This is a genomic window from Photobacterium sp. Alg240-V54, assembly GCF_900537155.1.
In the GTDB taxonomy this organism is placed as follows: Bacteria; Pseudomonadota; Gammaproteobacteria; order Enterobacterales; family Vibrionaceae; genus Photobacterium.
Genome location: NZ_UNRL01000002.1, coordinates 695,658 through 709,673, shown reverse-complemented (window position 1 = coordinate 709,673; position 14,016 = coordinate 695,658). Strand labels below are relative to the sequence as shown.

Below are 14,016 nucleotides of genomic sequence, written 5' to 3'. Positions count from 1 at the left end.
AAGAGAATGTATCGCTACATTCTCTTTTTTATAACTGTATATTATATAGTTAGCGTCAATCACCGCTACGCAAATGGACACTCGCTTTAAATATTCCAATAGATAAAATCAATAACCCTAATAATGTTATTGTTCCTATATTTGCTAATGTTTGCCACGGATGTTCACTGGTTAGAATATTAAACGCCAAATTACTGACTTTATTAATCCAGGCACCGATAGCCATTGAGTTAAATAACATCGAACTAATTAATTTAACTAATGTTATTACGACAAACAGCACCAATAATGGATGATCAGTTAACTGAGAAGTACAAAAGATAATGCATGCAACTGGCAGCAAAGCTAAACTCATGGCCGCCATTGTGGCAATAAACTGTCCCCAATGTAATCCAATCGCTACCAAAGAGAGTGCATTCTCAGCCAACATATCTGCCGGCATAACCCACATAGCGACAATCCACACTGTGGCATCAATAAATAATAACAGTAATGACGAAAATAGCGGAATAACAACTAATGCGACCAATAGCTTAATCGCAATTGCTTTACTGTCACTCACTGGCATTGAATGCCAAAAAGCCAAGCTGCCTTCTTTACGCTCTTTGGCAAGTGCTCTTGCAGAGTAGGTAAAAAAACTCAGTAACGACACAATACCTGCAACAAAAAAAGACGCTGAACCAACTATTCCAGCAAACGATGATGTGGTTATTGGCGGTTGCCAACCATCAAAACCGTTTGTCTGGATATTAAACGAAAAATTATTAATATTGGTGAGTATCATAACCACAACAAGCATTGAAAATAATGCTAGAAACACAGGTAATCGCACAATTATTTTATGTTCTAATAATTCCGTTTTAATTAACGTATAGCTTTGCTTCATGCGACTGTCTCCTGCTGTTTCGCTAAAAATATATCAGCAAGGCTTGGCTGGCTAATATCGCCTAGCAAGGTTAATTGTGATACGTCAGCTCCCTCATATAGCAATCGATATTGCCCTAATTGACAATTGACGGTTAAAGGATGTAATTGTTTCGCTGCGTCTATATTGTTTTCATTAACCGATAAGATCGTAAACTCAGTCGCTAATGATGAGAGTGGTGCTTGTAAAACCGCTTGACCATTTTTAAGTATCAAAACATCTGTCAGTAAATGTGCAATCTCATTGACCTCATGACTCGCAATTATTAATGCCCGCTCACCTTCTTTAAACCATGCCATTAATGTGCGATAAAAAGTCGAACGATACATAAGATCTAACCCAAGCGTTGGTTCATCTAAGATAAGTACATTGACATTGGTTGCCATGACTAACGCTAGGTGCAATTGTACTTTCATGCCCTTTGATAACGTTCTTATTTTACTATTAAGATTAATTTTAGTTTGATCTAAGTATTGCAGCATTTTAGGACGTTCAAAACCATGATGGACGCCTGCTGCATAAGAAATTAATTGTTTCACCGTCATCCAATCAGGTAGCATAGCGACATCAGATATATAGGCAAGGTTCTGAACTATTTGGTCTCGGTGCTTTTCAGGCGATAAATTAAAAATACTTAGCTCTCCGCTACAGCTGTGCATTCCTAATAATGTTTTTATTAATGTCGATTTACCTGCACCATTATGACCCAACAAACCAAGGACTTGTCCACTCGCTAAGTTAAAACTAATATTCTCTAGCGCTTTTTTGCCATGATAAGACTTTGTAATGTGTTGAGCTTTAATAAAAGGTTCGTCACAGCTTATATTATTCACATAACATCCTTAGTAGTTAATGAATTCAGATAAGCGTTATTAATAACATAAATAAGTCGCTTTATAAATTAAAGACTTACAAAACTGACAAAAATAAAACAACGTTTAATTATGGGCTATAGAAAAGAGTACGCTTATGGGAAATAAAACACGCCATACGGAATGTATTGAGAATAGATAGTAAGAGGAGAGTATACAGAGCAAATATAATTAGCTCTGTATACTAAATAAATAGCTAATATAAAAAATGCGACTTACTATATTAAAATAAGAAGGCTGCAATTGAAATTACACAATAAATATAGTATTAAACATCTGCGATATTGGCATTTTATATTGCAATAATCAAATAACGCTTAGTTATTGATTTATATTATCTTTATATAATTATTCAGCTTCGTTTGATAACTCTTCAATAACTAGATCATGTGGTGAAACGTCATCTTTTTCCATCATTGCTAAAATCTCAATCATACGTGATTGACGTGATTCTTGTTTGAATTCATGCAATACAGCAATTAGGTTATTGATTTTTTGTAGAGGAATACGCTTAATTACGGCTTTTTGGCGACCAGGAACTTCATCAGCAAAATCAATTAGAATTTGACGGTAGTCAACACGGGCTTCTTTGACTTCACCGGTTGCTTCTACACTTTTTAACATCGCACTGAGCGCTTTTTCTGCAGCAGCGAAACTGTCCATTAATAACCTCGGATAATAATACAAATTTGCTTTCGCACGGTAATGGCAAAGCATGCATTGATAAAATGATCAATATTAATCAGGAAATTTAACATTGTTCTATATTTAGCTAAATGAAATTAATAACCTCAGATGAATAAATGAGATAGGTGTCTATTTACCGACACTCTTTAAGTGTTCTGTTTACACTAAAGACTCTTTATTATAATTGATCTTTTCATTTTCGTGTAGCTGGGGACGCTACTTCTGTGAATATTACTCTGAGTTGGCTTTATTGTGAACACTAATTTAAAAAAATCGTCAATTTATTCATTTTCGATTGCCGTATGTTCTTTTTTGACTCGATTTCTGACTCAATATCACATTTTATTATTCGATGCTAAAAATGATATACCTTAATAAAAGCATCATAATCAACTATAGTGAACACTCAATTATCATTTCAGAATAGGCATATTGTGCGTACTAACTCTCATTTCATTACCGTCATTATCGGTGGTATCCTTTCGCTTTCAAGTATTACTGCAACCGCATCCATTCGAGCCTCTGGTAGCTTTACAGCAACAGGCGATTGCGATGCCTATCAATCTTTTCGTAAACAAACTAATCCTGATAGCACTCAGCTTGTTAGTAATAAACAATATGCAATAAAGGCTATTAATAAAAAAGAATTTGATTGGGTCCAAATATTAATACCTAACGCATCCCCTTCTATGCGCTGGGTAAGTAAATCGTGTGGTAACGCACAATTTAATGATGATATTACCTTTAAACCTTCTTCTTCAACATCAAATCCAGCCTCAAAACAGTGTGATACGCGTAATGACTTTGATTCATATGTATTAGCCTTAACATGGCAACCTGGATTTTGTGAGCACTTTAAATATAAAGGTAATAAGCCAGAATGTACTGCAATTAATGATGGTAAATTAAACATTACTCATTTAACGCTACACGGTTTATGGCCAAACAAAGCCAGCTGTGGCACCAAATATGGCTATTGTGATCGTTATGCCCGCCTCGATTTATCTGCTAAAACCATTAAAGACATTGCACCATGGATGCCAAATTTTTATTACCAAACAAAGTTTGGCGAATATCAATGGAAGAAACACGGCGCCTGCCAAAACCTTGATGATAATGCTTATTTTCTAACAGCAACCAAATTAGTCGAGAAAGTCGATGCTTCAGCAATTGGCCAATTTATAAAAGCCAATATTGGTAATAATGTCTCAACAGCAAGCTTTAAGAAGAACCTCATTTCACATTTTGGTGCTGATGCGGTAGACCGAATTAGTCTAGCTTGTAGCCAAGGTCGTTATTTAAATGAAGTTCGATTGAATATTGGTAAATCATTTGATGTTAATAATAGTGTTCAACAGTTACTTGAATCTGGACCTAAAGGACGCCCGTTCTATGGTAATTGTCACAAAAAGATATACATTGAGGCCGCAGGCAAGTAAGCATTCTCATATTTGATTTATCGACTACAAACAAGAGAGCGAGCGACTGTTTGCTTTCTTGTTTATCTACATTTACTTTTGTCCTTCTAGATAGTGATATATCAACTATTTTCACTATCACTTACCACTTCAAACAATAAATAACACATCAATAAATGACATCAATGTCTTTTTTTTAAACCGCCGAATCTCAACATACGATAATGCACGCCGTTCAATAGCTTTTCAGTGAATCCATTCACACACTTCTTCAACACATTGATTATAAAGACTAAAATAACTACCAGCTGTTAATAATGTAACGCGTTACATAGTAATAATTCATTTTTTGTGATATAAGTCTCCTTGGATTTTTGTTTTTTTGTGCTACCTTGCATCGCCTTCATGGCAATGAAATCGGTTACATGTTTAATATTTGTAATATCTACTATTTATATTTGTTGCAAATTATTATCAATAAAAAACCTATTATAACAACCGATAGCAGAGCACTCATAACGGATGAATGTTCCTCTTCACTAAGTAGTCTTTCGAGGTTGCATAGTTTTATTAACAGGAAAAAATATGACTTCTACGAATGGAAATATACTGGGATCAATTAATGACGCCTTAATGGCGATCATTGGTTCAGTAAATGGCGTTTTATGGGGCCAACTTCTCGTTTATTTATTGGTTGGTGTAGGAATTTACTTTAGTGTTCGTCTAGGTTTTATCCAGATCCGTCAATTCCGTCATTCAATCGATGTCCTAAAAAGTGGCCGTGAAATAGAAAACGGTATTAGTTCTTATCAAGTTTTTTGTACATCGATGGCTGCACGTGTTGGTACCGGTAATATGGCTGGTGTTGCTGTTGCATTAACCATTGGTGGCCCTGGTGCTATCTTTTGGATGTGGCTAATCGCTATCTTCGGTATGGCAACCGCTTTTATTGAATCGACCCTTGCCCAAGTTTACAAAGTAAAAGATGTTGATGGTCAATATCGTGGTGGCCCTGCTTATTATATGGAGCAAGGTCTTGGCAAGCGCTGGATGGGTACTCTTTTTTCAATTTGTCTTATTATTGCTTTTGGTTTTGTTTTCAATGCCGTTCAAGCAAATACCATCACTGACGCACTGCACCACTCTTTTGGCTGGGATGAAACCACACAAGGTATTGTGATTGTTGTCTTTACGGCTTTCTTCATTATGGGCGGCTTACGCCGTGTCGCTACAGCTTCTACAAAAATTGTGCCTATCATGGCGGTTGGCTATTTAGCTATCGCGTTAGTGATTGTTGCAATGAACATTACTGAGTTACCTGCTGTTCTGGCTCTTATTGTTAAGAGTGCATTTGGTTGGCATGAAGCCGTTGCCGGTGGTGTCGCTTTCACAGCTTCACAAGCGATGCAAAGTGGTATTGCTCGTGGTTTATTCTCAAATGAAGCCGGTATGGGTTCAGCGGCTAACGTTGCAGCAAGTGCGACGCCGAACCCTAACCACCCTGCATCACAAGGCTTTGTCCAAATGCTGGGTGTTTTCGTTGATACCATCGTTATTTGTACAGCATCTGCGGCAATGATCATGCTTTCTGGTGTTATGAATACACCGGATGCGTCGACAGGTATTGGTTTATTACAACAAGCACTGAGTAACCAACTGGGTGATTGGACAACGTATTTCATTACGTCAGCTATTTTACTGTTTTGCTTCTCATCAATCATTGCCAACTACACTTATGCAGAAACAAATATCATGTTCCTCAACGGTAATACCAAGCGTGGTTTATTCTTATTCCGTCTTTGTGTTCTAGGCATGGTAATGTTTGGTGCTGTTGCATCACTGCCTGTTGTTTGGAGTTTAGCAGATGTTTCTATGGGCCTAATGGCACTGGTTAACATTGTTGCTCTGATTTTCCTTTCTGGATTGGCAATTAAAGTCATTAAAGATTACGAAGAACAACTTAAAGCAGGTAAAACGCCAGAATTTGATCGCTCTAAATTTAAAGAGCTAAAAGATATCGAAGGTGCATGGCACCCAGATACTATTGCAGAAGCACGCGAAGCAAATGGCAATACATTTAATAAGTAAGCGAATCAAAGCCTATTAATATCTAAAACCAGTCAGTAATGGCTGGTTTTTTTTCGTTCTTTTTACAGTCATAACGCTTCCATTGAGTCATCCCTCTTACAATTTTCGACAAAATATAAACATACTATTTATTATTAAATGTTGAGCTTTGGGCCTGATATAGGGAAGCAAACAAACACAATATAAAAAGGCTAAAGAAAAAGATTCTTTAGCCTTGGGGGATATTCAAACATTATAGGTAACCATGTTGGCTTTTCCAGCCGTCACTCATTTGTGCTAAAACACACGCAGGAAGTGGACGATGGGCTTTTGCGGGCTGAGAGGCTATTTTACGATAACCACTTGCTTGTAATCTTAAATCAAAGGCTGTATCTATTGGCTTGCCTGCACGTGCTAGATCCCAACGGAAAACACGCAGTGCCATATATTCATGTTGTTCTATTTCACCACCATGAGGGTACATCAGCACTTTTGCATATGCTTGCTTGGCCAATTCGAAGTTCACGTTAATCATGAGTTTCTCCTTAGCTCCTGTTGGCTATCACTACTGCCAAGAGCTGTATTTAACGTAAAACGTTACAGTGTCGCATGCAAGATATTTCGCAAAGATTTTGATGTAAAATGATAAATATAACTTGATTCTGTGATACTGAGTCCAATATTGTGTAGTAAATAACCACTTTATGCGCTAAAAACATTCAACACTTATTAAATTCACTCAATAGTGTCACTTTCTAAAAATTGCCCTTTAAACCCGTAATCAGCTGCATTACTATGCTAGATATCACCACTTCTAGGACTACATAATGCAACCAATAAAAGTGCAACCTAACCCTCAAATTGCCGTTATATTTAAAACATGGTCTACGGAGTGGGCTAAAGACGTTGAAGCAGGCAAGAAAGACGCGGCCAATCAATTTTATACTGTTTATAATATTGCAGCCGATTTGTTCGCAAAAGGTGGCGAGATTGATATTGCCGTTATTTCAGCATTATTTAATGACTGTAAGCAAAAGACAGAAATGGCAGAGCAACTGGTTAATAAAATTAAAATCAGTTTAAAAGAAGACGATAAACGCGCCCAGCTACTCATTACTCAAGTCAATACAGCTGCGCAAGATGCTGCTTTTGCCATGAATTACCTTGGTCAATTATTGCTACAATCAGCATAATAAAATAAACAAGCAGTGCTTCATCTGTAGCACTGCTTATTAGTATCAGCACGATTATTCTGTAACACCAGCAATAACTTATTACTCACAATGCGCTATTTATTACCATTCTATAGCTGATTATGGCTTTTATATTCCAGCTATACTTTGTCGTATCTGCGTGTTTCACTATTAACAAGCCGCCATAATGAAAATAACAACCTTAACGACGATGTTTAGCCGCTGGTTCTCCAATGCAGCAGATATTCCTGATTCTATTCGTATAACCCTTCCGATGTTAGTTAGCTTAGGGGTTTTTTATAACTTAGGTTTTACCAGTGCGGGTATTTCAGGCTTAATCACCGCATGGTTACTTGGTACTCAAGCGCGTAATCTGCCTTATTTAAAACGATTACAAATACTGTCTATCTCGGCATTAATCACTGTTATGGCGACATATTTAGCATTTTTAGTGTTTGATAATATGTGGCTAAGCGCGATTACATTGTGCTCAATCGCAATTCTTTATGGCTTGATGTCTAATCAACGGCCTCATATTCGCCTATTTGGTTATAACTTTGGTTTTATCTATATTATGGCAATTCATTTTGCCGCTGTCGGTGATAGTTTTTCCATTATTCTGATGGCTAATATCTTTGCTGGGCTATGTGTTATGTTGTCGTCACTTATTTTATGGCCCTTTTTTAACGGCCGTATTTTACAACAGCACACGGTAACAGTAGATAATGCGCTTACTGATTGGTTAAATGAATTGCGTTTTTCTGATAATGAAGCCCAACTTGCTGCTAAACGACAATTCTTTTATCAAAGCGCACATAATTTAGCCTATTACAGTAACTCTATTTCTTCATCTAAACGCGCTATTAAAATAAAAATCGAACTGCAGCGTTTATTAGAAATGTCTGAATATATTATTTGTTTAGAACGCGCTCTCAGTTTTGACTTACACCAAACAACACGTATAAAGCTCTTTGAATGGATAGAACTCACCGTTGAGCAACTAAGAAATAACCAACAAATTACTGCAACGCTCACAACTAACGAATACAAAAATACACCTTATATTATTGATATAATAGAAAATTTCAAACGTTGCTATAACTTTGATTCCTTTTCCACCCCTGATAACAGTAAAAATATTTATTTATTCACCAGTGACAGTGCTGCATTTATTAGTGATTTTTGTCAGGCACTTAAATTTAATTCTAAAGAATGGCGGCATGCCGGTAAAATTGCAGTTACATTAGCGGTTACTCAATTTTTAACTGAGTTCTATCACCTTCCTCAAGGATATTGGATCTCATTAACTGCCTTTATTGTCTTACTGACCTCATCAATGGCGGTGACTAACCATCGAATCTGGAATCGTTTTTCTGGCACGGCTCTAGGCGGGATTTACTGTTTTGTTTGTTTGTACTTTGTCCCTCCGCAACACCTTATTTTATTAACCAGTATTTCGGTCTTTTTTGCGTTTACCTCATATCATAAAGAGCGTTACGATATTCATGTCTTTTGGCTAACATCGATGATTGTGTTCGCAATTAGCTTACTCTCACCAGATAATACTTATGTGTCTTTTTATCGTATTATCGATACACTTTTTGGGGTAACTATTGCCTTTTCGGTCAATTATTTTATTGCTCCTAGTTGGACCATGACATGGTTAGATCGCCATACTTCTAGCATGATAAAGTCACAAATATTATATGTTGCAGTATTAAACAAGCCACAATGGGAACAAAAAATTAATTTATACCAAAGTCAGCAACGTTATTATGCCTTACATGGCGAAGTGAAGAATTTACTGCGAGAGCCAAATTTAAGCCCTCGTACCTCAAAGGATTGGTTAAGCCTATTAGTGTTAATTCAACGTTTAAATGATGGCTTATTGTTAGCGACAAAATTGGGTATTCAATCAAATGAATCCCATGCGACTGCACGTTGGATCGGTCAATTACAATGGATAGAACAAACATTTCCAGATCGTTGTAAGCATGGTGAGCAGCCCCCCTTTGATAATGAAACAACGCCCATTCCAGAAGATATGTTATGTGCATTAATTGAAAAGGATATTCAGCAACTTACTGCATGGATGCTATATCAGCGCGCTTTTGTAGTGTAGGTTTGTGGGCGCTTTAAAATAACAAAAGCCGCAAATCTTTATTGATTCGCGGCCTTTTGCTAAACAATGTACGCTCTTTAATCCATTTTACGCACTGTTATTGAGTTAATCTTTAATGGATCACGCGCTGGCGTATCAAGTTTTAGCGCTTTTACTGCCGCACGTCCTGCCTCCGTAATACCGCCTTCATAAGAGGGCTCTGTCACACCAGGGATCATATAAGCTTTTGAACCTGGTGACCAAGCATTAAAGAAACCACTTAGATCTGTTTGTGCAGCATAAGATGCACACACCATTAATTGATCACCTTTGCTCAAACTTGATGTTAATTGACAAGCATTTGGTGATGGTAATTGCATATTATCTTCTAAATCACCACGCGTTAGACGATGCATTAGTTTAAATAAATTCCATCCCTTCATACCATCAACATCAGTAACATAATAGCTTGGTAACTCTCCTCTCACGACATTTGTTATATCGAATTCAGTTTCAGCCCACTCTTTCAATTGAGCAAACATCACAAGTCGCTCACCATTACCACCAGCAGCCCAAGCATAAGATGCTTCTAAATTAACAAAGGCTGGAGCCATACGAATATCTTGCTCAACACGTGCCATTTTACCTAGATGCTTATCCTGCATATAAAGAGCCAGAATATTGTTTACAACTTCTGTAGAACCTTCAACGTTAAATGGTGCTTCAGCTGCATTATGGCCAACTTCATGCCATAACAACCAGCTATTTAATGGCGACATTTTAATATCACGACTATTGGTATCAAAGCTGATGTTCATAACAGGATAACCCGAGTGTGCGGCACCAATAGAGATAGCCACATCATTCACTACATGATGTTTATTATTAGGCAGTGTCGTATCTGTTACTTTATTATGACGATCTGTTCCTTCACCCTTAACTTCATCTCGCGCATAAAAATCATTTAGATCTTCTGCGAAAACATCTAACTCTTGTGTAAATTGTTGTGGACTACCACCGTAATTGCTTGCTTGTAGATTTTTTGCGGCTGCCGTATAAATAAAGCTATTCGATTCAATTTCACCAATTGGAGCCACTGAATGTTGAGGGTTTACCCAAGCATTATTTTTGTACCATGGTGCGGCAACGGTTCCATCAAGATTAACGATTACATTTCCTGTTTCATTTCCTGACACATAAATCAAGCCACCATACGGCGCGGTAAATGTTTCACTACCACCAGCTAATAATGTGAATGATTTAGAAACACGTGGTGGTCGCAGTAAACCCAACTCATGTTTTTCACGACCAGTTAGATCGTCAGCTAAAGCCACTGTGATTGTCACTGGATTATGATTCCCAGCAACAGAAACAGTAAATGGCTGATGTGCTACAGCCCATTGACCAGTTGATTGACGATTACCTGCATACCATGCAACAGTATTATTCGATAAATCAACCTCGACAGTGGCTGATGATGAACCTTTAGCTTCACCCGGATATTGACGAATATCCGCCTTAATATCTAAATCAAAGTATGAACGCCCCAGCATTAAGCGTGTTAATGGTTTTTCCATATAGTTCAATGGGTAGCTTGGGTTCATCCATCCTTGGTATTCAGCATTTACATCGTTATTAGTTCCATAAACCATATTGTTATCAACAAGGCTTTGAGCTAGTTCTGCACTACAAACTGTTTGATTTGGCGCTTTATCACCGTAACAATTTAGGAACTCAGTAAAACGTTTAAAACCTAGCTCATCGTTATTAACACCAGACTCATAACGGTAATCAAGATCATTCCACAACCATACTGTCATATTTTGATAAATACGATGTAGATCGACACTATTTAAGCGCTCACCTTGATGACCTTTCGTGCGGAAGTACAATTCATGTTGATATAAACGTTCAATATTAGTACCAAGATCAGCTGCTTTTACCATCGCTTTTGCTGTGGTTTCATTCAGATCTAATTCTTGGTAACGCGGAGTATGCATACCACCATCAGTCGCAATACCTGTTCCTGGTCGATACTCTAAACAATTCACTTCATAGTGATAATCGTTAAGACGGCACTCCTGATAACCAAACTCTCCATCACTAAATACTGCTAGTAATTTTTGTTTTTCAGCATCGATCTCTGATGGTGTTTTATTATATGTATCAATAAACGCAACCACAGTTTCGTTTTCACCTTTATCATTGGTAATCACTTTCTTAGCAACGGCTAATGTTGGTTTATCATCGGGTTTATTATTAGTAATGAAATCCCAAATAACAATGCCATCTTTAATCGTATATGGTGGCTTTATCTCGCCACTCACTTCATCTTTTGCTGACTCATAACGTTCAATAACCCAAAAACCATGTTCACGTTGTGCACGCACACGATCGGGATAACCAAAACTTGGGCCATTAGCGATAACTGAATGTCCGTTCAACGCTAAACCAGCGCCATCTAATAAACGTGCAAACTCATCTTTTGGTTGCGAAGCAATAGTTTCCATTATCAAAATATTACCGCCACGCTCAACATAACTCAGCAATCCAGAAACATCTTGCTCGGTTAGTTTAGGCTTATTAATATCCGCAACAGTTGGTACTGTATAACTGCCCGTAATAGTTGAGAACTCATAACCGTTTAACATCACTAATGGCATTGTCTCAGGATCAACTGAACTGAAATCGGTAACTTGCTCTATATTTAAATTAAAGCGCTTATCTGCTTTAAATTCTGCCGAACGGCCAATCTGTTGATGCCCAGCTTGACGAAAATAAACATGTGATATATTAGTGCCAACCGTAATCGGTGCCGTGGTATTAATATAGCTATCACCTAATAAATAACGGAAGGTATTGGCAAAGAAATTTCCCATATCTTCACTATCATTAGCACGATCTTTACGCTGCCAACACACGCCATTGTTATCAACACCGTCATTCCAACTATAACTATCAGGACACACTAGAATACTGTTATAGCGATTATTACCGACCATCATAACTTTGCCAGCACCTAATTCACCGATGCTAATAAATGGTAAGTTAAAGGTTGCAGTATTAGCTGTCACATTTTCAGGAGCAACCGTTGACGGCGCTTCAGTAATATAAGCTAAGTTTTTTTCATCCCATGCTTTTTTATCACCAAACTTAATCCAATAATTATTATCATTACGTGCCATTAAAATAGGAAAGGCACGATTGGAAATATTAATTGCACTTTGACCACGAGCATTACCTGAGCTGCCATAGAACCACGTTTCATCGGTAAACACATGGAATTTAGTGACAGGTTTCCAGCCATCGGCAATAGCCTCAGCACCTGCTCCCCAAAGCTTACTAATATCAGCTTGGATATTTTTCTCAGCTATTGTTACCGTACGTGGAAATGACAATGGCGAAAAGACTATATTTGCTTGGCAAGCATCGCCACAAATGGCCATATCAATCTGCTGTGCTAAACCTGATTCAAATTGCTTATCAAATTCACCAGCAACAAGTTCTTCCTGACCACTACCATTATCTAATTGTACGGATTCAGACAGCCCTATATTTAATATTTCATTAATCACATTAGGGTACTGAGCAAATACATTATGAACACGTTCGGAAATCTGAATATGATCAGTAGCGTCAGAATAACGTTGTAATAAGCGAGTAATATTACGACCAGCATGCCCTGCGGCTAAATCTGTCACCGTAAATTGCGTTTTATTGGCTTTAAGTTCACCTAACTCAAAGGTATCAATACCAAAAGCAACACTTTCGCCCCAGCTAAAACTAAATTTACCTTCAGCATCAGTTTGCCCACGTCCTGATGGACTGTAATAATCAACGCCGACAATAGGTTGACCATCTAAATCACGTAAAAAACCCGTCGTTAAAATGACTTTAGTTGGCTGGTAAGTTAAATTTTGCTCAGCATTTGCACTTACAAAACTACTATTTAAATCACCGGCTCCTTCTGTTACTGCTGGCTGAGATTCGGGTTCATGAGTTGATGGTTTACTATCAGTTTCTGTACTTTCTTCTAATTTATCGCTAATCAATGCCTTAAATTCAGCAGTAGGCAGCAATATATCATCTGAATTATAGAAATTATCAAACCGTAATTGGTCAATAGCTGATAATTTAAAATCAAAAATCTTACCGCTTTCAAGAGCCATTTTATTTAATAATGCTTGTGTATTAGCAATTGCATTAATACGTTCATCATCAGTAAACGCCACAAATCGGTCAGACTCTGCAAGTGTTAATTGCTTAATTCTTTCTTTTGCTCCTGACTTAGTCGCTTGTAGTTTTACCTCAGTAAACGTTGCTAATTTGATACTCTCAAATGAGCAATCAACAGTATCACCATCTTCAATAATAAAATCAGTAGCGGGTGAACCATTACAATGAACACTCGCACCAAAATTCATGTCACCATTAAGAGAAAATACTCCTGCAGCAGGAGGAATAACAGGATCGACTGGCGGTAAAATATCTGGTATTTCAGGATCAACTGGCGGTGTGATCTCAGGATCAACCACAGGTGGTGGCGCTACAGGCTCACTTGAATCACTACCGCCATTACAGCCCATCATTAATGCCGATGATATTGCTAATACGATTAACTTTTTATTGGCCATAAAAATCTTCCATAACATTTTATTATTGTATGTATAAGGAAGTTTATATACTAGAATATACCAAGAAAGCAATCACTGTCATCACAAAAAAAACATCAATCTGACAATAACTAATAAAA

General features: G+C 37.4%; 9 protein-coding genes. 4 read left to right on the top strand and 5 right to left on the bottom strand.

Annotated features, from left to right (window positions below; translation table 11 throughout):
* Nucleotides 1-55 precede the first annotated feature (55 nt).
* The 3 genes from G6R09_RS08720 to G6R09_RS08710 form a co-directional block, all read right to left on the bottom strand.
* Nucleotides 56-886 (bottom strand): ABC transporter, encoded by an 831-nt coding sequence (locus tag G6R09_RS08720; protein ID WP_163921714.1) that lies wholly within the window; start codon nt 884-886, stop codon nt 56-58.
* Nucleotides 883-1,758 carry an ABC transporter ATP-binding protein gene (locus G6R09_RS08715; protein WP_082955599.1) on the bottom strand — a complete coding sequence of 292 codons (876 nt, stop codon included), beginning with the start codon at nt 1,756-1,758 and terminating at the stop codon, nt 883-885. Before G6R09_RS08715 ends, G6R09_RS08720 begins: the two co-directional genes overlap by 4 nt.
* A gap of 387 nt (nt 1,759-2,145) precedes the next feature.
* On the bottom strand, nt 2,146-2,460 hold the full coding sequence (locus G6R09_RS08710) for a hypothetical protein (protein ID WP_065166107.1): 315 nt from the start codon (nt 2,458-2,460) through the stop codon (nt 2,146-2,148).
* Between the two features lie 458 nt (nt 2,461-2,918).
* Here G6R09_RS08710 and G6R09_RS08705 point away from each other — a divergent pair, with 458 nt between their 5' ends.
* Nucleotides 2,919-3,923: a ribonuclease gene (locus tag G6R09_RS08705; RefSeq protein WP_163921711.1), complete on the top strand. Its 1,005-nt coding sequence runs from the start codon at nt 2,919-2,921 to the stop codon at nt 3,921-3,923.
* A 564-nt stretch (nt 3,924-4,487) separates the two neighbouring features.
* The gene (locus tag G6R09_RS08700; RefSeq protein WP_065166109.1) at nt 4,488-5,990 is read left to right on the top strand and encodes a sodium:alanine symporter family protein; all 1,503 of its coding nucleotides are present in this window, start codon (nt 4,488-4,490) and stop codon (nt 5,988-5,990) included.
* A 232-nt stretch (nt 5,991-6,222) separates the two neighbouring features.
* Here G6R09_RS08700 and G6R09_RS08695 read toward each other — a convergent pair whose 3' ends face one another.
* Nucleotides 6,223-6,504, bottom strand: a complete 282-nt coding sequence (locus tag G6R09_RS08695) for a hypothetical protein (protein WP_065166110.1) — start codon at nt 6,502-6,504, stop codon at nt 6,223-6,225.
* Between the two features lie 292 nt (nt 6,505-6,796).
* Between G6R09_RS08695 and G6R09_RS08690 the strand changes: the two genes are divergently transcribed.
* Nucleotides 6,797-7,162 (top strand): hypothetical protein, encoded by a 366-nt coding sequence (locus tag G6R09_RS08690; RefSeq protein ID WP_060996443.1) that lies wholly within the window; start codon nt 6,797-6,799, stop codon nt 7,160-7,162.
* 187 nt (nt 7,163-7,349) lie between these two features.
* Nucleotides 7,350-9,284, top strand: coding sequence for an FUSC family protein (locus G6R09_RS08685; RefSeq protein ID WP_163921708.1), 1,935 nt, complete (start codon nt 7,350-7,352; stop codon nt 9,282-9,284).
* Between the two features lie 77 nt (nt 9,285-9,361).
* Here G6R09_RS08685 and G6R09_RS08680 read toward each other — a convergent pair whose 3' ends face one another.
* Nucleotides 9,362-13,897 (bottom strand): SslE/AcfD family lipoprotein zinc metalloprotease, encoded by a 4,536-nt coding sequence (locus G6R09_RS08680; protein ID WP_163921705.1) that lies wholly within the window; start codon nt 13,895-13,897, stop codon nt 9,362-9,364.
* Nucleotides 13,898-14,016 lie beyond the last annotated feature (119 nt).